The 23,216-nt window shown below is 72.7% G+C and carries 21 protein-coding genes; 11 read left to right on the plus strand and 10 right to left on the minus strand.

The window, feature by feature from the left end; genetic code table 11:
* Positions 1-28: 28 nt before the first annotated feature.
* From AB0442_RS01895 to AB0442_RS01910, 4 genes are all read right to left on the minus strand, one after another.
* Positions 29-271 carry an acyl carrier protein gene (locus AB0442_RS01895; RefSeq protein WP_030267568.1) on the minus strand — a complete coding sequence of 81 codons (243 nt, stop codon included), beginning with the start codon at positions 269-271 and terminating at the stop codon, positions 29-31.
* 87 nt (positions 272-358) lie between these two features.
* Positions 359-1,390, minus strand: coding sequence for a beta-ketoacyl-ACP synthase III (locus AB0442_RS01900; RefSeq protein WP_366159965.1), 1,032 nt, complete (start codon positions 1,388-1,390; stop codon positions 359-361).
* Complete coding sequence (locus tag AB0442_RS01905; RefSeq protein WP_366159966.1) at positions 1,387-2,328, minus strand: ACP S-malonyltransferase; 942 nt, start codon at positions 2,326-2,328, stop codon at positions 1,387-1,389. Before AB0442_RS01905 ends, AB0442_RS01900 begins: the two co-directional genes overlap by 4 nt.
* 90 nt (positions 2,329-2,418) lie before the next feature.
* A complete protein-coding gene (locus AB0442_RS01910; protein ID WP_078660900.1) occupies positions 2,419-3,615 on the minus strand; it encodes a CdaR family transcriptional regulator in 1,197 nt (398 codons plus the stop codon).
* Positions 3,616-3,882: 267 nt separating this feature from the next.
* Between AB0442_RS01910 and AB0442_RS01915 the strand changes: the two genes are divergently transcribed.
* Positions 3,883-4,659 (plus strand): pirin family protein, encoded by a 777-nt coding sequence (locus AB0442_RS01915; RefSeq protein ID WP_366159967.1) that lies wholly within the window; start codon positions 3,883-3,885, stop codon positions 4,657-4,659.
* A gap of 13 nt (positions 4,660-4,672) precedes the next feature.
* Here AB0442_RS01915 and AB0442_RS01920 read toward each other — a convergent pair whose 3' ends face one another.
* Both AB0442_RS01920 and AB0442_RS01925 read right to left on the minus strand, forming a co-directional pair.
* Positions 4,673-5,437 (minus strand): hypothetical protein, encoded by a 765-nt coding sequence (locus tag AB0442_RS01920; RefSeq protein ID WP_366159968.1) that lies wholly within the window; start codon positions 5,435-5,437, stop codon positions 4,673-4,675.
* 122 nt (positions 5,438-5,559) lie between these two features.
* On the minus strand, positions 5,560-6,393 hold the full coding sequence (locus AB0442_RS01925) for a serine hydrolase domain-containing protein (protein WP_363539946.1): 834 nt from the start codon (positions 6,391-6,393) through the stop codon (positions 5,560-5,562).
* 206 nt (positions 6,394-6,599) lie between these two features.
* Between AB0442_RS01925 and AB0442_RS01930 the strand changes: the two genes are divergently transcribed.
* Together AB0442_RS01930 and AB0442_RS01935 are read left to right on the plus strand one after the other, a co-directional pair.
* Positions 6,600-7,019 (plus strand): MerR family transcriptional regulator, encoded by a 420-nt coding sequence (locus AB0442_RS01930; protein ID WP_366160112.1) that lies wholly within the window; start codon positions 6,600-6,602, stop codon positions 7,017-7,019.
* Positions 7,016-8,020 (plus strand): aldo/keto reductase, encoded by a 1,005-nt coding sequence (locus tag AB0442_RS01935; protein ID WP_366159969.1) that lies wholly within the window; start codon positions 7,016-7,018, stop codon positions 8,018-8,020. Before AB0442_RS01930 ends, AB0442_RS01935 begins: the two co-directional genes overlap by 4 nt.
* A gap of 49 nt (positions 8,021-8,069) precedes the next feature.
* Here AB0442_RS01935 and AB0442_RS01940 read toward each other — a convergent pair whose 3' ends face one another.
* Positions 8,070-8,648: a TIGR03086 family metal-binding protein gene (locus tag AB0442_RS01940; RefSeq protein WP_366159970.1), complete on the minus strand. Its 579-nt coding sequence runs from the start codon at positions 8,646-8,648 to the stop codon at positions 8,070-8,072.
* A gap of 89 nt (positions 8,649-8,737) precedes the next feature.
* Between AB0442_RS01940 and AB0442_RS01945 the strand changes: the two genes are divergently transcribed.
* The gene (locus AB0442_RS01945) at positions 8,738-9,712 is read left to right on the plus strand and encodes a YafY family protein (RefSeq protein ID WP_366159971.1); all 975 of its coding nucleotides are present in this window, start codon (positions 8,738-8,740) and stop codon (positions 9,710-9,712) included.
* Positions 9,713-9,834: 122 nt separating this feature from the next.
* On the opposite strand, the gene AB0442_RS01950 is transcribed toward AB0442_RS01945, so the two are convergent.
* Positions 9,835-11,016 carry an alpha/beta hydrolase gene (locus AB0442_RS01950; protein ID WP_359981363.1) on the minus strand — a complete coding sequence of 394 codons (1,182 nt, stop codon included), beginning with the start codon at positions 11,014-11,016 and terminating at the stop codon, positions 9,835-9,837.
* Positions 11,017-11,464: 448 nt separating this feature from the next.
* Positions 11,465-12,154 carry a TetR/AcrR family transcriptional regulator gene (locus tag AB0442_RS01955; protein WP_344622685.1) on the minus strand — a complete coding sequence of 230 codons (690 nt, stop codon included), beginning with the start codon at positions 12,152-12,154 and terminating at the stop codon, positions 11,465-11,467.
* Between the two features lie 228 nt (positions 12,155-12,382).
* Between AB0442_RS01955 and AB0442_RS01960 the strand changes: the two genes are divergently transcribed.
* Positions 12,383-13,996, plus strand: a complete 1,614-nt coding sequence (locus tag AB0442_RS01960; RefSeq protein ID WP_366159972.1) for an MFS transporter — start codon at positions 12,383-12,385, stop codon at positions 13,994-13,996.
* Between the two features lie 200 nt (positions 13,997-14,196).
* A complete protein-coding gene (locus tag AB0442_RS01965; RefSeq protein WP_366159973.1) occupies positions 14,197-15,975 on the plus strand; it encodes a serine/threonine-protein kinase in 1,779 nt (592 codons plus the stop codon).
* A gap of 95 nt (positions 15,976-16,070) precedes the next feature.
* On the opposite strand, the gene aceE is transcribed toward AB0442_RS01965, so the two are convergent.
* Entirely contained in the window at positions 16,071-18,821 is a 2,751-nt protein-coding gene (gene aceE, locus AB0442_RS01970) for a pyruvate dehydrogenase (acetyl-transferring), homodimeric type (protein ID WP_366159974.1), read from the minus strand.
* Positions 18,822-19,343: 522 nt separating this feature from the next.
* Here aceE and AB0442_RS01975 point away from each other — a divergent pair.
* From AB0442_RS01975 to AB0442_RS01995, 5 genes are all read left to right on the plus strand, one after another.
* Positions 19,344-19,781 (plus strand): DUF3052 domain-containing protein, encoded by a 438-nt coding sequence (locus tag AB0442_RS01975; protein ID WP_366159975.1) that lies wholly within the window; start codon positions 19,344-19,346, stop codon positions 19,779-19,781.
* Between the two features lie 234 nt (positions 19,782-20,015).
* The gene (locus tag AB0442_RS01980; RefSeq protein ID WP_030267523.1) at positions 20,016-20,474 is read left to right on the plus strand and encodes a peroxiredoxin; all 459 of its coding nucleotides are present in this window, start codon (positions 20,016-20,018) and stop codon (positions 20,472-20,474) included.
* A gap of 190 nt (positions 20,475-20,664) precedes the next feature.
* The gene (locus AB0442_RS01985) at positions 20,665-21,240 is read left to right on the plus strand and encodes a TerD family protein (RefSeq protein WP_030267520.1); all 576 of its coding nucleotides are present in this window, start codon (positions 20,665-20,667) and stop codon (positions 21,238-21,240) included.
* Between the two features lie 238 nt (positions 21,241-21,478).
* On the plus strand, positions 21,479-22,054 hold the full coding sequence (locus AB0442_RS01990) for a TerD family protein (RefSeq protein ID WP_344622690.1): 576 nt from the start codon (positions 21,479-21,481) through the stop codon (positions 22,052-22,054).
* Between the two features lie 54 nt (positions 22,055-22,108).
* Complete coding sequence (locus AB0442_RS01995) at positions 22,109-23,203, plus strand: DUF475 domain-containing protein (protein ID WP_344622691.1); 1,095 nt, start codon at positions 22,109-22,111, stop codon at positions 23,201-23,203.
* Positions 23,204-23,216: the final 13 nt, after the last annotated feature.

The following is a 23,216-nucleotide window of genomic DNA, read 5'->3' on the forward strand; positions in this document are numbered from 1 at the left end:
CAGACAGCCGGACGGGCCGGCCGCGGGTTCAGCTGTTGGCGAGGATGTAGTCCACCGCGTCGCCGACGGTCTTGAGGTTCTTGACCTCGTCGTCCGGGATCTTCACGTCGAACCGCTCCTCGGCGGCCACGACGACCTCGACCATGGACAGCGAGTCGACGTCCAGGTCGTCGGTGAAGGACTTGTCGAGCTCGACGTCCTCGGTCGGGATGCCGGCGATCTCGTTGACGATCTCGGCGAGACCTTCCAGAACCTCGTCCTTGGTAGCCATAGCGGCTGCTCCTCTTCGGGTGTAGACAGCGAGCGGTCCGGCGGACCGTCGCGGGATTTCGGGGGCGTGGGCGCCCGGGGAGGGTGCCTAGGGGAGAGTAACGACTGCGGCGGCGTACACGAGACCCGCCCCGAAGCCGATGATGAGGGCGAGGTCGCCGCTCTTGGCCTCACCGCTCTCCAGCATGCGCTCCATCGCCAGCGGGATGGAGGCCGCGGAGGTGTTGCCGGTCTCGGCGATGTCGCGCGCGACCGGCACCGACTCGGGCAGCTTCAGCGCCTTGATCATGGCGTCGGTGATGCGCATGTTCGCCTGGTGCGGGATGAAGGCGCCGAGCTGGTCGGCGGTGACCCCGGCGGCGTCCAGCGCCTGCTGGGCCACCTTCGCCATCTCCCAGACCGCCCAGCGGAAGACGGTCTGACCCTCCATCCGCAGGGCCGGCCACTTGGCCTCGTCGCCGGCGCCGTTGACGGCGTCCTCCTTGGCGAACGCGGTGTCCCAGGCCTGGGTCTGCGAGATGACGTCGCGCTGCGAGCCGTCCGAGCCCCATATCACCTTGCCGATGCCGGGGGTCTCGGACGGACCGACGATCGCCGCGCCCGCGCCGTCACCGAAGATGAAGGCGGTCGAACGGTCGGAGGTGTCGGTCAGGTCGCTGAGCCGCTCCACGCCGATGACCAGCACGTACTCGGCACTGCCGCCACGCACCATGCCGTCGGCCAGGCCCAGGCCGTAGCCGAAGCCCGCGCAGGCGGCCGAGATGTCGAAGGCCGGGGCGGTGCCGCAGCCCAGCCGGTCCGCGATCTCGGTGGCGATCGCCGGGGTCTGCTTCAGGTGCGAGACGGTCGCCACGATCACGCCGCCGATCTGCTCCGGGGTGATCCCGGCCTGGGCGATCGCCTTGCCGGCGGCCTGCACCGACATCTCGGCGACGGACTCCTCCGGGCCGGCCCAGCGGCGCTCGGCGATCCCGCTGCGGGTGCGGATCCACTCGTCCGAGGACTCGATCCAGTTGAGCACCTCGGCGTTGGGAATCACCCGGACGGGGCGGTAGCCGCCGACGCCGTGGATGCGCGAGTGCGCGGCACCGGTGGCCGGCTTGATCTGGGGCGCTGTCATCCGTTGTTCTCCTGAGCACCGTGCTCGGCGACCAGCCCGCGGGCCTTGTCGAGATCGGCAGGGGTCTTGAGGGCCAGCGTCGCCACGCCCTTGAGGTTGCGCTTGACCAGGTTGGTGAGGGTGCCCGCGGGCGACAGCTCGATCACGGCCGTAGCACCGAGCTGCTGGATCGCGTCCATGCACAGGTCCCAGCGGACCGGGTTGGAGACCTGCGACACCAGGCGGGCCAGCACCTCGGCACCGGAGCCCACCACGCCGCCGTCCTTGTTGGAGACGTACGCCACGGCCGGGTCGGAGACCGCCAGCCCGGGGGCGAACTTCTCCAGGCGCTCCACGCCCGGAGCCATGTGCTCGGTGTGGAACGCGCCCGCCACCTTCAGCGGGATGAGCCGGGCGCCGGCCGGCGGGTCCGCCTTCAGCGCCTCCAGCTGCTCCAGCGTGCCGGCCGCCACGATCTGGCCGCCGCCGTTGTTGTTGGCCGCGGTCACGCCGTGCTCGGCGAGCTTCGCGGCGACGGCGTCCGGCTCGCCGCCGAGGACGGCGGTCATCCCGGTCTGCCGCGCGGCGGCTGCCTCGGCCATGCCCAGGCTCCGCTCGCGGACGAACGCCAGCGCGTCCTCGGCGCTCAGCACGCCGGCCAGCGCGGCCGCGGTGATCTCGCCGACGCTGTGACCGGCCACGCCGCCGACCAGCGAGCGGAAGTCACCGTCCGCGAACAGCACGCCGGCCGTCACCAGGCCGGCGGCCACCAGCAGCGGCTGGGCCACCGCGGTGTCCTTGATCTCTTCCTCGGAGGCCTCGGTGCCGTAGCGGACGAGGTCGAGACCGGCGACCTCGGACCACTGTCCGAGGCGGTCGGCGGCGCCGTCCAGCTCGAGCCAGGGGCTGAGGAATCCGGGGGTCTGAGCACCCTGTCCAGGGGCGACGATTACGAGCACGGTTCAACCCTCTCTCGCCAGGCACCCGTGGGCGGGTAGGCGACGACAACGAAGAAAAGCACGCCGGGTTGTGCAGTCCCTACAGCGCGGTCAGCCCTGGTCGGCGACGGCTCCGAGACGGCCCAGCGCAAGGGCGATGCGCAGGGTGAACGCCGAGCGCACGTCGGACGGAGCATAGCCCGTGACGTCAGTCACACGACGCAGCCGGTAGCGCACGGTGTTGGGGTGGACGAAGAGCATCCGGGCCGCGCCCTCCAACGAGGACGCTTGCTCCAGGTAGACACTCAGCGTCTCCAGCAGTGCCGACCCCGCCTCGTCCAGCGGTGTGTAGATCTCCTCCACCAGCTGCCGCCGGGCCGCCCGGTCCCCGGCGAGCGCCCGCTCGGGCAGCAGGTCGTCGGCCAGCACCGGCCGCGGCGCGTCCGGCCACGCCGCGCACGCCCGTAGCCCGGCCGCCGCGGCCTGCGCCGAGCGCGTCGCCGACAGCAGGTCCGGCACGCTCGGACCGACCACCACCGGGCCCGGCGCGAACTGCCCGATCAACGCCTTCGCGGTGTGCACCGGCTCCTTGTCGCCGCCGACCACCACCACCAGCCGGCGGCCCAGCACGCCCGTCAGCACCTGCAGCTTGGCGTACCTGGCGGCCCGTCGGATCGCCTCGACCACGGCCTCGCTGTCCCCGTCCGGGGCGCTTCCCATCACCACCCGCACCTGGCTCGGCTGGCCCCAGCCCAGCGCCGCCGCCCGCGACAGCACGCCCTCGTCCGCGTCGCCGGAGAGCAGCGAGTTCACCACCAGCGCCTCCAGGCGCGCGTCCCACGCACCCCGGGCCTCCGCCGCCTGTGCGTACACCTGGGCCGTCGCGAAGGCGATCTCCCGCGCGTACACCAGCACCGACTCGCGCATCCCGGCCTCGTCGCCGGGGGCGGCCACCTCCTCGATGGCCTCCTCCATCACCTCGATGGTGGTGCGGATCAGCTCCACGGTCTGCCGCAGGGTGATCGCCCGGGTCAGCTCGCGGGGCGCCGTCCCGAAGACGTCCGTGGAGATCGCCTGCGGCGCCTCCGGATGCCGGTACCACTCGGTGAACGCCGCGATGCCCGCCTGCGCGACCAGGCCGATCCACGACCGGTGCTCCGGCGGCATCCGCCGGTACCAGGACAGCTGGTCGTCCATCCGGGCGATCGCCGCGGTGGCCAGCTTGCCCGAGGACTTCTCCAGCCGCTTCAGCGTCGCCGAGCGCAACTCGGCCCGCTCGGCGGCCAGTCTGCGCTCCTGCGCGGTCAGCCGACCACCTCGCGGAGGGCGCGGCGACTCCCCGGCCGGCGCCGCCTTGCGGGCGGCCGCCTTCTTGTCGGCCTTCGCGCCGTCGGCCCTCGGGCTCTCGGGCTTCGGGCTGTCGGGCTTCGGGCTGTCGGGCTTTGCTGATGCGGCTGGCACAGGAACAAGACTGCCTCACCGCACGCCGTGCTCGTGCACACCCCCCGCCGGTGGGAACCCGGCGCGCCGGACCGCACCGGCCGCCCGCAGCGCCGCACCGGCTACCGTGAGCGGGTGACCGAGACCCGAGACCGCGGCCGTGCCGACCTCCGCCGGGCGCCCGAGCGCTACCGCTCCACCCCGGCCGAGGGCATCGAGACCCGGCACTCCTTCTCCTTCTCCGGGCACTACGACCCGAAGAACACCCACTTCGGCGCGCTGCTCGCCTGCAACGAGGAGACCCTCGCCCCCGGCGCCGGCTTCGAGGAGCACCGCCACCGCGACACCGAGATCCTCACCTGGGTGCTGGAGGGCGCGCTCGCCCACCGCGACGGCGACGGGCACGCCGGGGTCGTCCGCCCCGGCATGGTCCAGCACCTCAGCTCCGGTTCCGGCATCGGCCACACCGAACGCAACCTCGGCGGCTCCGCCGTGCCCGTCCGCTTCGTCCAGATGTGGCTGCAGCCCGACACCTTCGGCACCCCGCCCGCGTACGGCCTGCGGAAGGTCGAACCCGCCGAGGACGGGCTCACCCTGCTCGCCTCCGGCCTGGAACGTGACGCCGCGTCGGACGCCCTGCGGCTGCGCCGCTCCGACGCCGCCCTGTACCTCGTCACCGCCGGCCCGTGGCAGCCGCTGCCCGCGCTCCCCGAGGCGCCCTACCGGTACGTCCACCTGACCGCCGGCTCGCTCGGATACCGGACCGTCCCCGGACCGCACGGCGCCGGCCGCTCCCTCGAACCCGGCGACGCCGTCCGCATCACCGGCGACGCCTTCACCGACCCCACCGCCGGCCCGGAGGGCGCCGAACTCCTGTTCTGGGAGATGCACTCACCGCTGACCTACGGCTGAGGCCGCCGGATCCTCACCAGTCCCCGTGGTCCGACCAGGTGTACCAGGGCCCGGACCGGTGGGTGTAGGTCACGTCGTCCTCCGGAGGCCCGTCCGGCAGGTACGCGAAGCCGGTGCGTTCGAGCAGGCCGCTGCCCGGCACGGTGAACCGGAACCCGCGGACACCCACCGCGGTCACGTCGTCGACCGGGTACGTGCCGAGGTACGACGGCTGCGGCAGCCCGCCGTTGCCGGCCGCCACGTGTCCGGCCCGTTCGGCGAAGGAGCTCAGCGCCGGACGGGCCAGCGCGAACCGGGCCTGCTGCGGCACCTGGAAGTGCAGCAGCACCGCAGTGGCCGCCAGCAGCAGCGGAGGCACCGCCCACCGCCAGTTGCCGGCCGGCCGCACGGCGGCGGCGGGCGCGTCGGAGAACAGCCGGCCGAACCAGAGCACGACGGCGGCTCCGCCGCCCGCGAGCGCCACGAAGGCCATCGCCCAGTCCGCCGCGGGCAGGCTGAACGCCAGCAGCGCCGCAGCGGCCAGGACCGCGCAGCCCGCCAGGACGGAGTTGCCGGGCCTGCGGAGCCGACCGCGGCGGCGCCACAGGGCGGTCGCGGCGGCGACGGGCACGGCGGCGGCGACGAGCGCGGCGATGCAGCCCAGGGCCGCCAGCGCCACCAGGCACACGGCGACCACGGCACCACCGACCGCGACGATCCCGGTCGCCCGCGGCACGGCCGCGACGAGGAGGACGAGCAGGGCGAGCAGGACGGGCCCGCGGTAGCCATGAACCGTCATCAGCTGCCGCATCCGCGACACGGACGTCGAATGCACGACCGATGACCTACCGCAGCCGGGCACGGCCGCGCAAGGCCCGTTCCGGGCACGGGCCGGGTGCCCGCGCGCCCGGAACGGCCCCGTCAGCCCCGGAGTTCGGCGAGGACGGCGTCGGTGAAGAGCGGCCAGACCTCGGCGGCCCAGGGGCCGAAGTCACGGTCCGTCAGGGCGACGGTGGCCACACCGGCGGCGGGGTCGACCCAGAGGAAGGTGCCGGACTGGCCGAAGTGGCCGAAGGTCCCGGGCGAGCTGGTGGTCCCCGTCCAGTGCGGGTCCTTGTCGCCGCGGATCTCGAAGCCGAGCCCCCAGTCGTTGGGCCGCCGGTGACCGAAGCCGGGCAGGACACCGCCGAGACCGGGGAAGGCGACCTCGCGGGTGGCCCGCCGCACGGTGGTCGGGTCGAGCAGCCGCGGGGCCTGGAGCTCCGCGGCGAACAGGGCGAGGTCGGCCACGGTCGACAGGCCGCCCGCGCCGGCCGGCGCCCGGTGCGCGGTGTTGATCAGCGTGGCGTGCATCCCGAGCGGCCGGAAGACGGCCTCCTGCGCGTACTGCGCGAACGGGATGCCGGAGGCCTTCTCCAGGGTGTCGGCGAGGACGTCGAACCCGGCGTTGGAGTAGAGCCGCCGGGTGCCGGGCTGCGCCATCACCCGGTGCTCGTCGAAGGCCAGCCCCGAGGTGTGGGCGAGCAGGTGACGGACGGTCGATCCCTCGGGCCCCGCCGGGTCGTCGAGTTCGAAGACGCCCTCCTCGACGGCGACCAGCGCGGCGTACGCGGACAGCAGCTTGGTCACCGACGCCAGCGGGAAGAGGTGCTCCTGCGTCCCGTGCGCGCCGAGCACCGCCCCGTCCGCGCCCCGCACCACCGCGGCCGCCGCGTTCGGCACCGGCCAGTCCTCGATCATCCGCAAGCTCTGCATGCGCCGACCATAGCCGCCCGCCGGCCGGCGCCGCGTGGCAGGCTTGCTTGGAGTGCACTCCAACTCAGTAGCGTCGTAGCCGTCGCCGACCACCGAGGAGGCCCGTCGTGGCACCGCCCGTCCGCTCCGCGTCCGTTCTCGCCGATCCGCTCGCCTGCACGCACGAGGACGAGCCGGCCGAGCCCGCGCGCAGCGAATGGCACACGATCAGCGAGGTCTCCGCGACCACCGGTCTGACCGCGCACACCCTGCGCTGGTACGAGCGGATCGGCCTGCTCGACCCGGTGGACCGCTCGCACTCGGGACAGCGCCGCTACAACGGCGCCGACCTGGCCCGGCTGGCCTTCCTGGGCCGGCTGCGGCTGACCGGGATGCCGGTGGCGGACATGCTGCGCTACGTGGAGCTGGTCCGGGAAGGCGACCACACCACGGGCGAGCGGCACGACATCCTCGTCGCGCAGCGCGAGGAGGTCCGGCAGCGGATCGCCGATCTGCACGCCACGCTCGCCGTGCTCGACCACAAGATCGACATCTATTCGTCCAGCCTCCCCGGCGACGGCGCGACCGGCCCCTCGGCCGACGCCGCTGCCGCGGACGCACCCGGCAGGAAGCAGAAGAGCGCATGACCCTCCCCACCGCACCGCTCGGCACCAACGGCCCCGTCGTCGGCATCCAGGGCCTCGGCTGCATGGGAATGAGCGAGTTCTACGGCCCGACCGACACCGAGGAGGCGCTGGCCACCCTCGACGCCGCCCTCGACCTGGGCGTCACCCTGTTCGACACCGCCGACATCTACGGCTCCGGCCACAACGAGGAACTGGTCGGCCCCTTCGTCCGCGCCAACCGCGACCGCGTGGTGCTGGCGACCAAGTTCGCCATCGAGCGGCGCGCCGACGACCCGACGTACCGGGGCGTCCGCAACGACCCGGCGTACATCCGCAGCGCGGTCGACGCCTCGCTGCAGCGCCTCGGCATCGACGTGATCGACCTCTACTACATGCACCGCCGCGACCCGCAGGTGCCGCTCGCCGAGTCGGTGGGCGCGATGGCCGAGCTGGTGCAGGCCGGCAAGGTCCGCCACCTCGGACTCTCCGAGGTCACCGGCGCCGAACTGCGCGAGGCGTACGCGGTGCACCCGATCGCCGCCCTGCAGTCCGAGTGGTCGATCTTCTCGCGGGACGTCGAGCGCACCGCGGTGCCCGCCGCCGCCGAGCTCGGGGTCGCCTTCGTGCCGTACTCGCCGCTCGGCCGCGGCTTCCTGACCGGCGCGTTCACCGCCGCCGAGCAGCTGAGCGCGGACGACTACCGCCGCTACCACCCGCAGTTCTCCGGTGCCAACGCGGCGGGCAACGCGGCCCTGGTGGCGCCGATCCAGAAGGTCGCCGCGGAGCGCGGCGTCACGGCCGCGCAGGTCGCGCTGGCCTGGGTGCACCAGCGGGCCGAGGTCCACGGGCTGACGGTGGTGCCGATCCCCGGCACCCGCAAGCGCAGCCGGCTCGCCGAGAACACGGCCGCGGCCGGACTGCGGCTCACCGCCGAGGAGCTCGCCGAGCTGGAGCCGATCGCGGGCCTGGTGGCCGGCGACCGCTACGCCGACATGTCCTCGACCTCGGCCGGCCGCGAGTAGTCCGGAGGGGCGGCCGCGCCCGCGGCGCGGCCGCCCGGAACACCGGGGCTCAGACCGTGCGGCCCAGCCAGGCCGCCATCCGCGCGTACACCCCGGCGCCGTCCGGAACCGGCTGCACCGGGCCGAACGGCACGCCCTCGCCGCGGCCCTCGGCCGGCAGCACCTGCAGGGCGATGCCGAGCACCATGTGCGCCAACTCCTCGTCCAGCGCGGTGCCGGGGTCCACCACCTGCGCGATGTCCCAGGAGTGGGTGACGGCCTCCATCATGTAGCCGCCCACCGCGAGCCGCCCCGGCACCCGTCCCCACGGGACCTCCACCACCCGCTCCAGCGTGGCGTCCTCGCGCCATGCCGCCGCCCAGCGCTCCCGGGCCCGGCCGAACGCCCCCGCCCAGTCGTCGTCCGCCACCGCACCCACCGCGGTGGCCACGTCCATCCCCCGGCCGCCCTCGCCGGTGTACGCGCTGCGGTGCACCCCGCCCACGGTGTGGCCGAGCAGCGCCCGCAGGTCGTACGCACTGCACGGGGTCGGCCGCTCCAGCATCTCCGGGGTGACGGCGGTGGCGAGCTTCTCCAGCTGGCCGAGCGCGCGCAGGTACGGCGGGCGGGGGTCTGCGGTGGTGTCCATGGCACAACTCCTCGTCGGGAGGGACGTTCTGACGCCGGACACTCTCCCCGGGATACCTGACATCCCCTGTCAGGTTTATTCTTCGGCCGGTGAAAGCCGACCGACTGCTGTCGATCCTGCTGCTCCTGCAGACCCGCGGGCGGGTCACCGCCCCCGAACTCGCCTCGCGGCTGGAGGTCTCCGTCCGCACCGTCCACCGGGACGTCGAGGCGCTCTCCGCGGCCGGCGTCCCGGTCTGGGCCGAGCGCGGCCGGCACGGCGGCATCCACCTGCTGCCCGGCTACCGCACCGACGTCACCGGCCTGACCGGCGACGAGGCCCGCGCGCTGTTCGTGCTCTCCGCCCAGGGCGCGCACGAGGCGCTCGGCCTCGGCGAGGCGATCGGCTCCGCCCTGCGCAAGGTGATGGCCGCACTACCCGCACCGCACCGCCCGGCCGCCGAACGCACCAGCGAACGCATCCTGGTGGACCCGGCCCGCTGGCTGCGCCCCGGGCCCGTCGTCCGGGCCGACCTCGGCGCACTGCAGAGCGCCGTCTTCGCCGACCGGCGGCTGCGGCTCGGCTACCGCCACAGCGGCGCGGACGGGCCGAGTGACTACACCCTGGACCCGTACGGCCTGGTCAACAAGGCGGGCGTCTGGTACCTGGTGGCCGACCTGGACGGAGCGCCGCGGCTGTTCCGGGCCGAGCGGACGCTCACCGCCGAGGTCCTCGACGAGCCGGTGCGCCGGCGTCCCGGCCGGCAGCTCGCCGAGGTGTGGGAGGGCCTGCGGGAACAGGTCGAGCGGATTCCCGACGAGGTCGAGGCCGCCGTCCGCATCCGCCGCGAGCGGGCCGACCTGGTGCTGCGCATCCACGCCAACCACGTCCTCGCCCCGGTGCTGCCGGTCGGGGACGGCGCCTGGCTGGAGACGGTGCTCGGCTTCCGGGCGCTGCCCGCGGCCCGCTCCCTGCTGGCCTTCGGCGCCGACGTCGAGGTGGTCTCGCCGCCCGAGGTCCGGGACGAACTGCGCCGGGCGGCCGCCGAGGCGCTCGCCCTCTACGGGCCGAAGGAGAGCGCCTGAACGTGCTTGAGCGGTGGTGCCCCTGGCGGATCCGAGCACCCCGGTCGGCACGGTGCCGCATCCGGATCGCGCAGTTCCCCGCGCCCCTTGCCGTGCACCCTTGACCTCCGAAGACACGCCCCCTACGGCTGGCGGCGGGTGACGTCGCCGTAGTCGCCGAGGGCGATCGAACCGAAGTTGTGGAGGCTCTGGGTGCCGTCCGCGAAGTAGCCGGTGTGGCCGTTGGAGCCCAGCGAGGAGACCTCCACGGCGCCGAACTCCTGCGTCGTCGGGTCCGCGCCGTGGCCGAAGCCGCCGAACTCCAGGTACGGCACGTTGCCGATCCAGTCGGTGGGGTTGCGGGTGGCCCACACCCGCACGCCCGGCCCGAGCTCGGCCGAGGTCTGCACGCCCATGCCCGGGCTGCCGAAGACCACCACGTCGGCCGGGGCCGAGCCGTGGATCGACGGGGCGGCGGTGCCGCAGACCACCGAACCGTAGGAGTGGCAGAACAGCGTCGGCGGGAGGGTGGCGCTGCCGGTCTCCCGCAGCCCGGCCAGCAGTCGCAGCAGCCGCGGCGCCGCGGCCTCGGCCAGCCGCGAGGTCACCGCGTCCGGGCCGAGCCCCGAGGGGGTGACGTAACCGGTCCAGGCGATCACGGCGGTGCGGGTGCCCGGGGACTGCCGGTGCTCCTCGGCGAGCAGGGCCCGGGCCATGCCGGTCACCGAGCGCAGCGGGTCGGCGGTCTGGTCGAAGTGGGCGAGGTCCGCGTCCGAGCCGGGCACCAGCACGGAGATCCGGTCGGCGGTGGCGAGGTCGCCGTACGCCTCGCTGACCAGTCCGCGGCCGCGCGGGTCGAAGGCGAGGATCTGCCGGCCCGGCTTGAGCAGCCGCTCGGTGTCGTCGGCGCGGACGGAGGCGGCCGCGCGCTCGACCGGGGAGAGGCGGTGGTCGGCGGCGCGCTCGCGGGCCCGCTCGACCTCCTCGGTGACCGCGATCCGGTTGGCGCGGTAGCGCAGGGCCACCGGGACGCCGTCGAGGTTGCCCACGACCAGCGGATACACCTCGGCGAGGCGGTCCTGCTCGGCCTCGCTCAGGCCGGCGAAGAAGGCGGCGACGGCGGGCGCGTCCGCGGTGGCCGGGTCGGGCAGGGCGCGGCCGAGCGACTCGTCCTCGACCCAGGCGGCGCTGCCGGCCGGCGGGGTGGTGATCGCCACCTGCTCGTTCGAGGCGGCGGCCTGGGCGGCGGCCGCTCCGGCGTCCAGCAGGACGGCGGAGGCGGCGAAGGCGCCTATCAGCATCCGCTTGACCCGCCTGCGCTGCATGGGCGTACTCTCCCTCGGGCCGGTGGCCGTGACAGCGGGCGGGGCCCGACGGTGGTACGACTGCTGTGCCAGCCAGGGTAGAACGCCCGAGCTGGGGGTGAGCAGAGTCTAAACCGTGGGATGGGTCACACCGAAGAGGGACCTGGCGTGGCGTCAGGTTGCCCGTTCGGCGTCGAACGTCCGGACCGGTCGCTCGGGCGCGGTGCTGCGCCAGGCCTCGGTGACCGGCTCGCGCAGCTCGTCCACGGTGACCCGGCCGAGCTCGACCCACCGACCCGCAGGGTCACCTCGGTCTCCCGGGTGAGCCGCTCGGTCGCCGAGGGCAGGGCGAGACCCGTCTCCAGGAATTGATCGAACGTCACCGTGCCGCAAGCCCGGAGGTGCCGGGTGGCACGCCCCTGAGCGCCGCTCGGGCCCCCGCGCCCCCTGGTGGGGTGCTCGTGACCCCTCAGCTGCGCCAGGGGCCGGCGAGGGCGGGGCCGAGTTGGTCGAGGTGGCGCTCGATGATGGCGATCATGCCGTCGGGTCCGGCCGCGTGGGCGGCGGTGTCGGCCGTCCACGACAGGTGGGAGACCCGGATGACGGCGCCGAAGGCGGCGGCGAGCACCCGCGGCCGGACGTCGGTGGCGGGGTCGAGGCCCTCGCGTTCGGCGAGGATCGCGGTGACCACGCCCTCCTGCTCGATGGTGCGCCGCAGGTGGGCGGCGAGCAGCATCGGCGTGGACTCGATGAGGTCGATCAGCTCCAGTGCGGCCTGCACGCCGCCCGGTCCGCTGCCCTCGTCCCGGCTCATCACCTGCCAGGTCTGGGTGATGGAGGCCCGCATGGCCTGCAACGGCGTCTCCTCGGCGGGCCGGCGCCGCAGGCACTCGACGAAGTAGTCCTCGGCGTCGGCGAGGACGGCCAGCGCGACCTCCTCCTTGTTGGCGAAGTACCGGAAGAAGGTGCGCTGCGAGACGTCCACGTTGGCGGCGATCTCGTCGACGGTGGTGCGGGCGTAGCCCTGCCGGAGGAAGAGGCCGTGGGCGGCCGCCACGAGGGAGTCCCGGGTGCGCTGCTTCTTCCGCTCGCGCAGTCCGAGGACCCGGCAGTCGGAGGCCGGCTGCCCGGTGCGGGAGGGGGTGAGCGGCAGGGCCATGCAGGGCGCCTTTCCTGGCAGAGCGGGACGGATACCACGATAGCGGTTCTGCCAAATGTCAGCGCCAGACGTACGACATGAATTGCCGAATGTCAGTAGCTGACATAATGTTCCCGCGAGTGGCGCCGCCGGGGCCGGACAGCCGTGGGGACGGGTGGGCCCGCGGCGCCACCTCGCCACGTCCGCAGCACGTCACCCTCGTCTCGTCCGAAAGCCCGGAGGGCACGCATGAGTTCGTCCGTCGTCAAGACCGGGAAGGCGGACGCGCCGTCGCGGTCCGCCGGCACCCCGCCGACCGGCTCCCGGGGCCTCCAGGGCCACCCCTGGCTGACCCTGCTGACCGTCGCGGTCGGCGTGATGATGGTGGCCCTCGACGGCACCGTCGTCGCCATCGCCAACCCGGCCATCCAGGCCGACCTCGGCGCTTCGCCCGCCGACATCCAGTGGGTGACCAGCGGCTACCTGCTGGCGCTGGCGGTCTTCCTGATCACCGCCGGCAAGATCGGTGACCGGTTCGGCCACAAGTCGACCTTCCTGGTGGGTGCGGCCGGCTTCGCCGCCACCTCCGCCGCGATCGGCTTCGCCGGCAGCATCCGGACCGTCATCCTGTTCCGCGTGCTGCAGGGCCTGTTCGGCGCGCTGCTGCAGCCCGCCGCGCTCGGCCTGCTGCGCGGCGCCTTCCCGGCCGAGAAGCTGAACATGGCGATCGGCATCTGGGGCGGCGTGATCGGCGCCTCCACCGCGGCCGGCCCGATCGTCGGCGGCCTGCTGGTCGAGCACGTCAACTGGGAGTCGGTCTTCTTCATCAACATCCCGGTCGGCCTGATCGCCCTGGCACTCGGCCTGTGGATCCTGCGCGACGTGAGGACCGAGAACGCCGCGAAGTCCTTCGACGTCCCCGGCATCGTGCTGCTCTCCGGGGCGATGTTCATGCTGGTCTGGGGCATCATCAAGGCCCCGGTCTGGGGCTGGGGCGACCCGGCGACCCTGGTCTTCCTCGGCGGCGCCGTCCTCGCGATGGCCGTCTTCGCCTTCTGGCAGACGAAGGCCAAGGAGCCGCTGATCCCGCTCAGCCTGTTCCGCTCGGTGCCGCTGTCGGCCGGCACCCTGCTCATGGTGCTGATGGCCTTCGCCTTCTTCGGCGGCGTCTTCTTCGTCACCTTCTACCTGCAGAACGTGCACGGCATGGCCCCGGTCGACGCCGGTGTCCACCTGCTGCCGATGACCGGCATGATGATCGTCGGCGCCCCGGTCGCCGGTGCCGCGATCGGCAAGCTCGGCCCGCGCATCCCGATCGTCGCCGGCATGCTCTTCACCACCGCCGCCATGCTCGGCATGTCGACCCTCTCCACCGACTCCGGCACCGGCGTGATGTCGCTCTGGTTCGTGCTGATGGGCCTGGGCCTGAGCCCGGTCATGGTCGGCGCCACCGAGGTGATCGTCGGCAACGCCCCGCTGGAGCTGTCCGGCGTGGCCGGCGGCCTGCAGCAGGCGGCCATGCAGGTCGGCGGCAGCCTCGGCACCGCCGTGCTCGGCGCCGTGATGGCCTCCAAGGTCACCGACGTGCTGCCGGAGAACTGGGCGAAGGCCGGTCTGCCGCCCGTCCGGGGCGCCCAGGCCGAGGGCCTCAACCAGGCCGCCCAGCTCGGCATCGCCCCGCCCGCCCCGGCCGGCACCCCGCAGCAGGCGGTGGACGCGATGGCGAACGCCGTCCACACCTCCTTCGTCAGCGGCATGTCACTCGCCTTCGTGGTCGCCGCCGTGGTGGCGCTCGCCGCCGCCGGCCTCGGCCTGCTCACCAAGCGCGGCGCCAACGACGCCGGTCCGGCCGTCCACATCTGACGCCCGAGCAGCCCGCGCACCACGGCCCGTCGCACCACCCACGCACCCGGTCGGGAGTCCGCTCCCGGCCGGGTGCGCTGCGTCGCCGTCCCGCCGCTCCCGGTCGCCGGGCCGGGGCACCGGGCCCAGACTGGGAGCCGGGCGGGGCCGTCCGGCCGGAGCGGCGGGACGGATTTTCTGACGGGGCACAGGGGACGGCGATGGACCCAGCGGACAGCGGCGGGCCCCCGGCGGACGGCGGGGCGGACGACTCGAACGGCACGCACGGCACGGGTGACGCGGGCGGCGCCGACGGCCGTCTGCTCGCGGGGCGCTACCGGCTCGGGCGGCGGCTCGGCCGCGGCGGCATGGGCACGGTCTGGGTGGCCCGGGACGACAAGCTCGCCCGCCAGGTCGCGGTCAAGGAGCTGAGCGTCGCGGGCCTGCCCGAGGAGGACCTCGCCGCCGTGCGGGCGCGGATGGAGCAGGAGGCCCGCGCGGCCGCGATGCTCAAGCACCCCGGTGTGATCACCGTGTACGACGTGCTGGAGGAGGCCGGCCGGCCGTGGATCGTCATGGAGCTGATCGACGGCCGCTCGCTCGCCGAGGTCGTCGCCGAGGAGGGCACCCTGCTGCCCAAGGACGCCGCCCGGATCGGCGAGCAGGTGCTCGCCGCCCTCGACGAGGCGCACCGCAACGGCGTGCTGCACCGCGACGTCAAGCCCGCCAACATCCTGCTGGAGCGCGGCGGACGGGCCGTCCTCACCGACTTCGGCATCGCCGTGCTGGCCGGCGCCCCCGGTCTGACCCGCACCGGCGACATCGTGGGCTCGCCCGACTACGTGGCCCCGGAGCGGGTCACCGGCCACCGGCCCGGTCCCGAGTCCGACCTCTGGTCGCTCGGCGCGACGCTGTACGCGGCGGTCGAGGGGCAGTCGCCCTTCCACCGGACGACCACCATGAGCACCCTGCAGGCGGTGGTGGCCGACCCGCTGCCGGAGCCGCGCAACGCGGGCCCGCTGGCGCCCGTCCTGGAGGCGCTGCTGCGCAAGGACCCGGCCGAGCGGCCCACCGCCCCCGAGGCCCTGGCGATGCTGCACGAGCTCGCGGGAGGCCGGCCGCGGGCCGTGCAGGCGCCCACCGAGCGGGCCACTCCCGTCCTCGGCGTGCCCACCGTGGCGACGCCGCCGACACCCGTCCCCGCCCCGGCAGCGCTGTCCGCGGCCGCCCCGCCGTCGGGGGAGCCGACAGCCGCGGAACCGCCGCAGGAGCCCGCCGACGGGGCCGGGCCGACGCGCGGCCGACGCCGGGCCTGGCTGATCGCCGCAGCCCTGCTGGTGGCGGCGGCACTGGCCGGCGGCGTGGCCTTCGCCCTGCTCGGCGGCTCGGACGAGCCCGACACCTCCTCGACCGCCGGTTCCCCGACCGCGACCGCCCCCACCGCGACGCCGACGCCCACCCTGACCCCCACACCCACCCCGACCCCCACGCCCACCCCGACGCCCACCCCCACGCCGAGTCCGACACCCAGCCCGACGCCCACGCCCACGCCGGCCGGCACCCCGGCCCCGGCGGGCTTCCGGTGGAGCGACGACCCGGCGGGATTCCGGGTGGCCGTGCCGCAGGGCTGGACCCGCAGCGAGTCGGGCGGCCAGATCGACTACTCCCCGGACGGCGGCCTGCACCTGCTGCGCTTCGGCGTCGCACCGGGTGCCGCCCAGTCGCCCGAGGCGCACTTCCTGGAGCTGGAGCAGACCGTCTCCGCCCAGCCCGACTACACCCGGGTCGTCCTGCAGTCGAACGTCTACCGGGGCCGCGAGGGCGCGCTCTGGGAGTTCACCTCCACCGACCGGCAGGGCAACCCGCGGCACGCGATCGACCAGGCGTTCATCGCCCCGGACGGCACCGAGTACGCGATCTACGCGGCCTCGCCCGAGGAGGACTGGACGGTCGCCCGGCAGCAGTTCTCCACCGTCCTGAACACCTTCACCGTGACGTGAACGACGTGGCGTGAACCGGACGGCGTGAGCCGGGAACGCCGGAGGGCCGGCCACCCCCTGCGGGGCGGCCGGCCCTCCGGACCGGATTCAGCGGATCAGGCGTCGCCGCCGGCCGCACCCGGGTCGGCCGAGGCCACGTCGAGCAGCTGGTAGCGGTCGATCGCGGACTTCAGCACGCTGCGCTCGACCTTGCCCTGCTTGGCGAGCTCGGTGAGCACCGCGAGGACGACCGACTGCGCGTCGATGTGGAAGAAGCGACGGGCCGCACCGCGGGTGTCGGCGAAGCCGAAGCCGTCCGCACCCAGCGACTGCCAGGTGCCCGGCACCCAGCGCGAGATCTGGTCCGGCACCGCGCGCATCCAGTCGGACACCGCGACGAACGGGCCCTCGGCGCCCTGGAGCTTGGCGGTCACGTACGGGACGCGCTGCGGCTCCTCCGGGTGGAGCAGGTTGAACTCCTCCACCTCGACGGCGTCGCGGCGCAGCTCGTTCCACGAGGTCGCGGACCACACGTCGGCCTTGACGTTCCACTCCTCGGCGAGGATGCGCTGGGCCTCCAGGGCCCACGGCACGGCCACGCCGGAGGCGAGGATCTGCGCCGGGATCGCCCCGGCCTCGCCGCCCTTGAGCCGGTACAGGCCCTTGAGGATGCCGTCGGTGTCGACGCCCTCCGGCTCGGCCGGCATCTTGATGGGCTCGTTGTAGACGGTGAGGTAGTAGAAGACGTCCTCGCCGTTCGGGAACTCCGCGCTGGAGCCGTACATCCGGCGCAGGCCGTCCTGCACGATGTGCGCGATCTCGTAGCCGTACGCCGGGTCGTACGCGACGACGCCGGGGTTGGTCGAGGCCAGCAGGTGCGAGTGGCCGTCGGCGTGCTGCAGGCCCTCACCGGTCAGGGTGGTGCGGCCGGCGGTGGCGCCGAGCACGAAGCCGCGGGCCAGCTGGTCGGCCATCTGCCAGAACTGGTCGCCGGTGCGCTGGAACCCGAACATCGAGTAGAAGACGTACACCGGGATCAGCGGCTCGCCGTGCGTCGCGTAGGACGAGCCGGCGGCGATCAGCGAGGCGGTGCAGCCCGCCTCGGAGATGCCGTCGTGCAGCATCTGGCCGGTCGGGGACTCCTTGTACGCCAGCAGCAGCTCGCGGTCGACCGACTCGTAGGTCTGGCCGAGCGGGTTGTAGATCTTGGCGGACGGGAAGAGCGAGTCCATGCCGAAGGTGCGGTACTCGTCCGGCGCGATCGGCACGAAGCGGTTGCCGATGCCCTTGTCCCGCATGAGGTCCTTGAGCAGCCGGACGAACGCCATGGTGGTGGCGATGGTCTGGTTGCCGGAGCCCTTCTTGACCGCCTTGTACGCGTCGTCGCCGGGCAGCTCCAGCTTGCGCGGGCGCACCTTGCGGGTCGGCACGTAGCCGCCGAGCTCGCGCCGGCGGTCGTGCATGTACTGGATCTCCTCCGAGTCGCGACCCGGGTGGTAGTAGGGCGCGTAGCCCTCGTCCAGCTGCTTGTCGGTGATCGGCAGGTGCAGGCGGTCGCGGAAGCGCTTCAGGTCCTCGACCGTCAGCTTCTTCATCTGGTGCGTCGCGTTGCGGCCCTCGAAGTTCGGGCCGAGCGTCCAGCCCTTGACCGTCTGGGCGAGGATGACCGTCGGCTGGCCCTTGTGCTCGCGGGCGGCCTTGAACGCGGCGTAGACCTTGCGGTGGTCGTGGCCGCCGCGGCCCAGGTGCTGGATCTCGTGGTCGGACATGTTCTCGACCATGGCGCGCAGGCGCAGGTCGCCGCCGAAGAAGTGCTCGCGGATGTACGCGCCGGTCTCGGTGGCGTACGTCTGGAACTGGCCGTCCACCGTGGTGTTCAGCTTGTTCACCAGGACGCCGTCGCGGTCCTGCGCGAGCAGCGGGTCCCAGCTGCGGTCCCAGACCAGCTTGATCACGTTCCAGCCGGCGCCGCGGAACTGCGACTCCAGCTCCTGGATGATCTTGCCGTTGCCGCGGACCGGGCCGTCGAGGCGCTGCAGGTTGCAGTTGACCACGAAGGTCAGGTTGTCCAGGCCCTCGCGCGCGGCGAGCGACAGCTGGCCGAGCGACTCGGGCTCGTCCATCTCGCCGTCGCCGAGGAAGGCGTAGACGTGGCTGTCGGAGGTGTCCTTGATGCCGCGGTGCTCCAGGTACCGGTTCATCCGGGCCTGGTAGATCGCGCCGAGCGGGCCGAGGCCCATCGACACGGTCGGGAACTCCCAGAAGTCCGGCATCAGCCGCGGGTGCGGGTAGCTGGAGAGGCCGTAGGGGGCCTTCGACTTCTCCTGGCGGAACGCGTCGAGCTGCTGCTCGGTGAGTCGGTCCAGCAGGAACGCGCGGGCGTAGATGCCGGGGGAGGCGTGACCCTGGAAGAAGATCTGGTCGCCGGACTCGCCCTCGGCGTCCTTGCCGCGGAAGAAGTAGTTGAAGCCCACGTCGTACAGGGACGCGGAGGAGGCGAAGGTGGCGATGTGGCCGCCGACGCCGATGCCCGGGCGCTGCGCCCGGGAGACCATCACGGCCGCGTTCCAGCGGGTCGCGTTGAGGATCTTGCGCTCGATCTCCTCGTTGCCGGGGAAGAACGGCTCGTCCTTGGTCGCGATGGTGTTGACGTAGTCCGTGCTGCGCATCTCGGGCACGGCGACACGCTTCTCGCGGGCGCGCTCGATCAGGCGGAGCATCAGGTAGCGGGCGCGCTCACGCCCCCGCTCGTCGATGGCCGCGTCGAGCGACTCCAGCCATTCCGCGGTCTCCTCGGGATCGAAGTCCGGGACCTGACTCGGAAGGCCGCCAATGATGATCGGGTTGCGATCGGATCCGGAAGCCACGCTGTTCCTTCACTGTCGGTCGAAACTGAGGTGTGTCGCGCCGCCTCCATCGTGTACCGCGACTCGGAGATCCGTCATCTCTACCGATCGGTAACCGTTCCGCCTGGTGGGCGGGCCGGTCGGGGGGTGGTGCGGGGGGCGTCGTCGCCCGTCCTGCGCACCCCCGGTTGTGGTGTTACGAAGAGGTGGTCCGACCTGGGTCCCTCCCGCCCGGAAGGGCGGTCGGGCTGAGGGCCAACAGGAGACTCTACGCCCGCCGGAGCGGTGACCCCGAATGCCGTTCGCATCTCGGGCACGTGTGCGGCGGGTGCTGGACCTGGGCCGGGGGTCGAAGCATGATTGGTCGGGGCAGAAAAGGGCAAACGGGTGTGATTCCCAACACATCACTCGGCGTGTCCCCCTTCCCCACGTCAACCTTTGGGTGGGATCGGGTGTCGGGTACTTGCGCGAACCGCCGCGCACGTGTGGACTACGCCCACAGCCTCGGCATGGACGCCGAGCCGAATACTGGAGGTTATTCCCGTGAGCGCGACCGCGGACCCCGCGGACAAGTCCAACCCGGCAGCTCGTCTCGGCTTCGAAGAGGGCCAGATCATCCAGGAGCTCGGGTACGACGAAGACAGTGACCAGGAGCTCCGCGAGGGCATCGAGTCCATCACTGGCACCGATCTCGTCGACGAGGACTACGACGACGTCGCCGACGGCGTCCTGCTGTGGCACCGCGAGGAGGACGGGGATCTCACCGACGCCCTCGTCGACGCGCTGGAGTACCTCGCCGAGGGCGGTCTGATCTGGCTGCTGACGCCCAAGACCGGCCGTGACGGCCACGTCGAGGCGCACGAGATCGCCGACGCCGCCAAGACGGCAGGCCTGTCGCAGACCAGCTCGGTCGCGATCGCCAAGGACTGGGCCGGCACCCGCCTGGCCACCCCGAAGGCCGCGCGCTCCGGGAAGCGCTGACCTACGGAACGACCGTCGAGGGCCCCGCTGGAGCATCCTCCAGCGGGGTCCTTCGGCATGCCCCGCCATGTTGTGGCTGCCGCCGGTGCGGATGTTCACCGAGGGCGGAACCATGGGGCCGGGCCTCCGCCCATCTCACCCGAACGGCCGAAACCACCCGGACGGATGCGAGGATGCCCCTGTCCCGAGGCCGCGCTCCGCGGCCGCGGCACCACGACGAGGAAGGTCCCATCCATGGCCATCGAGGTCGGCACCCAGGCTCCGGACTTCGAGCTCAAGAACCAGCACGGCGAGCTCGTGAAGCTCTCCGACTTCCGGGGCGAGAAGAACGTCGTCCTGGTCTTCTACCCGTTCGCCTTCACCGGTGTCTGCACCGGCGAGGTGTGCGCGATCCAGAAGGAGCTGCCGCGCCTGCAGAACGACGACGTCCAGGTGCTGGCGGTCTCCAACGACTCGCCGTTCACGCTGCGCGTCTTCGCCGACCAGGAGGGGCTGGACTACCCGCTGCTGTCCGACTTCTGGCCGCACGGCGAGGTCTCCCGCGCCTACGGCGTCTTCGCCGAGGACAAGGGCTGCGCGGTCCGCGGCACCTTCGTGATCGACAAGGCCGGCGCCGTCCGCTGGTCCGTGGTCAACGGGCTGCCGGACGCCCGCGACGAGCAGGAGTACCTGGCCGCCCTCGGCGCGCTCTGATCGTCGGGGACGCCCCGCCCGGGCCCGGCGCGTTCGGACGGTTGTCCGACGCGCCGGGTTTTCCTGGCGGACCGGTGGGGAACCCGGCACTACGATCGGGCCGTTGGCAGGACGGGTGCCCCGCACGGGGTTGCCCGGACCTGCACCACCGGGGGCACCGGCACGTGCCTCCCGCACCTTTGGAGGACTAGTGGGTGTCAGCCTGAGCAAGGGCGGCAACGTCTCCCTCACCAAGGAGGCCCCTGGCCTGACGGCCGTGATCGTCGGCCTCGGCTGGGACGTCCGCACCACCACCGGCACCGATTTCGACCTGGACGCCAGCGCCCTGCTCTGCACCGACCAGGGCAAGGTCCGCTCCGACGCCGACTTCGTCTTCTTCAACAACCTCACCAGCCAGGACGGCTCGGTCGAGCACACCGGCGACAACCTCACCGGCGAGGGCGAGGGCGACGACGAGCAGATCAAGGTCAACCTCGCCGGCGTCCCGGCCGAGGTCGCCAAGATCGTCTTCCCGGTGTCGATCTACGACGCCGAGAACCGCCAGCAGAACTTCGGCCAGGTGCGCAACGCCTTCATCCGCGTGATCAACCAGGCCGGCGGCGCCGAGATCGCCCGGTACGACCTCTCCGAGGACGCCTCCACCGAGACGGCGATGGTCTTCGGCGAGCTCTACCGCAACGGCGCGGAGTGGAAGTTCCGCGCCATCGGCCAGGGCTACGCCTCCGGCCTGCGCGGCATCGCGCAGGACTTCGGCGTGAACGTCTGACCGCGCGGGCGGCTGCATACTCTTGGCCGGGGCCGGTACGGGTGCACTCCCGTACCGGCCCCGGCCGCTGCGTGTCCGCGGCGGTGCGGGCAGGTAGTTCAGGAAGTTCAGGCCGGTGTGCGGGATCGCGCGACGGTGCGGGGGCGTAGATCTGGGGTACGTCCCGTCGTGCCGGTCGCAGGCCCGAGCCGGCCCGGCAGAGAGGCCCCGGGGACGGGGGGACTGGGAGGAAATCCAGATGAGTGTCACGCTGGCCAAGGGCGGCAACGTCTCGCTGACCAAGGCCGCGCCCAACCTGACGCAGGTGCAGATCGGACTGGGCTGGGACGCCCGTTCGACCACCGGCGCGCCGTTCGACCTGGACGCCAGCGCGCTGCTCTGCGGCGGCGGCCGGGTGCTCGGCGACGAGTACTTCGTCTTCTACAACAACCTGCGCAGCCCGGAGGGGTCGGTCGAGCACCAGGGCGACAACCTCACCGGCGACGGCGACGGGGACGACGAGGTCGTTCAGGTGAACCTCGACCTGGTGCCCGTCCAGGTCGACAAGGTCGTCTTCGCGGTGTCGATCTACGACGCCGAGGCCCGGATCCAGAACTTCGGGCAGGTGTCCAACGCCTACATCCGCGTGGTCAACCTGACGGACGGGCGCGAGATCGCCCGCTACGACCTCACCGAGGACGCGTCCACGGAGACCGCGATGATCTTCGGCGAGCTCTACCGCTACCAGGGCGAGTGGAAGTTCCGCGCCGTCGGTCAGGGCTACGCCTCGGGCCTGCGCGGCATCGCCCTGGATTTCGGCGTAAACGTCCAGTAAAGTCCGCCGCCGAAAACACGCCCGTGGACATGAAATCGAAAGGTAACTGACCCCGTGTTCCTCCGCACATTCGGATGGTCCTTCGCCATCACGATCGTCGGCCTCATCGCAGCCGGCCTGATCTGGGGGGCCGAAGGGTTCGGCGTCGTGCTGATCCTCTCGATCCTCGAGATCTCCCTCTCGTTCGACAACGCCGTCGTCAACGCCACCGTCCTGAAGCGGATGAACGCCTTCTGGCAGAAGATCTTCCTGACGGTCGGCGTCCTGATCGCGGTCTTCGGCATGCGCCTGATCTTCCCGCTGCTGGTGGTCGGCCTGACGGCCCACCTCGCGCCGGGCACGGTCATCGAGCTGGCCCTGGACTCCACCAAGACCTACAACGGCCAGACCTACGCCGACTACCTCGAGGCGGCCAACCCGGCCATCGCGGCCTTCGGCGGCATCTTCCTGCTGATGATCTTCCTCGACTTCATCTTCGAGGAGAAGGACTTCAACTGGCTGCGCTGGCTGGAGAAGCCGCTCGAGAAGATCGGCAAGCTGGACGCCCTCTCCTCGGTCATCGCGCTGGTCGTGCTGGCCGTCTCCGCCCGCCTCTTCGCCGCCGAGCACGCCGAGACGGTGCTGCTGGCCGGCCTGATGGGCCTCGCCACGTACCTCGCCGTCAACGGCCTCTCGGGCGTCTTCGAGTCCGGCCTGGAGGCGCAGGAGGAGGCCGAGGAGGAGGCCGAGAAGACCGGCAAGTCGATCGTCCAGGTCGGCGGCAAGGCCGCGTTCTTCCTCTTCCTCTACCTGGAGGTCCTGGACGCGTCGTTCTCCTTCGACGGCGTGGTCGGCGCCTTCGCCATCTCCCAGGACATCTTCATGATCACCCTGGGTCTGGGCATCGGCGCCATGTACATCCGCTCGCTCACCGTCTTCCTGGTCCGCAAGGGCACCCTGGACGACTACGTGTACCTGGAGCACGGCGCCCACTACGCGATCGGCGCGCTGGCGCTGATCCTGCTGGCCTCGATCGAGTACCACATCCCGGAGCTGGTCACCGGCCTGATCGGCGTCGGCTTCATCGGTGCGGCGCTCGCCTCCTCGGTGGTCCGCAACCGGCGCGAGCAGGCGCTGGAGACCTCCGAACCGGAGACGACCTCGGTCTGATCCGGGCGCGGTC

It is taken from the genome of Kitasatospora sp. NPDC085895 (assembly GCF_040702125.1).
GTDB lineage: Bacteria > Actinomycetota > Actinomycetes > Streptomycetales > Streptomycetaceae > Kitasatospora > Kitasatospora arboriphila.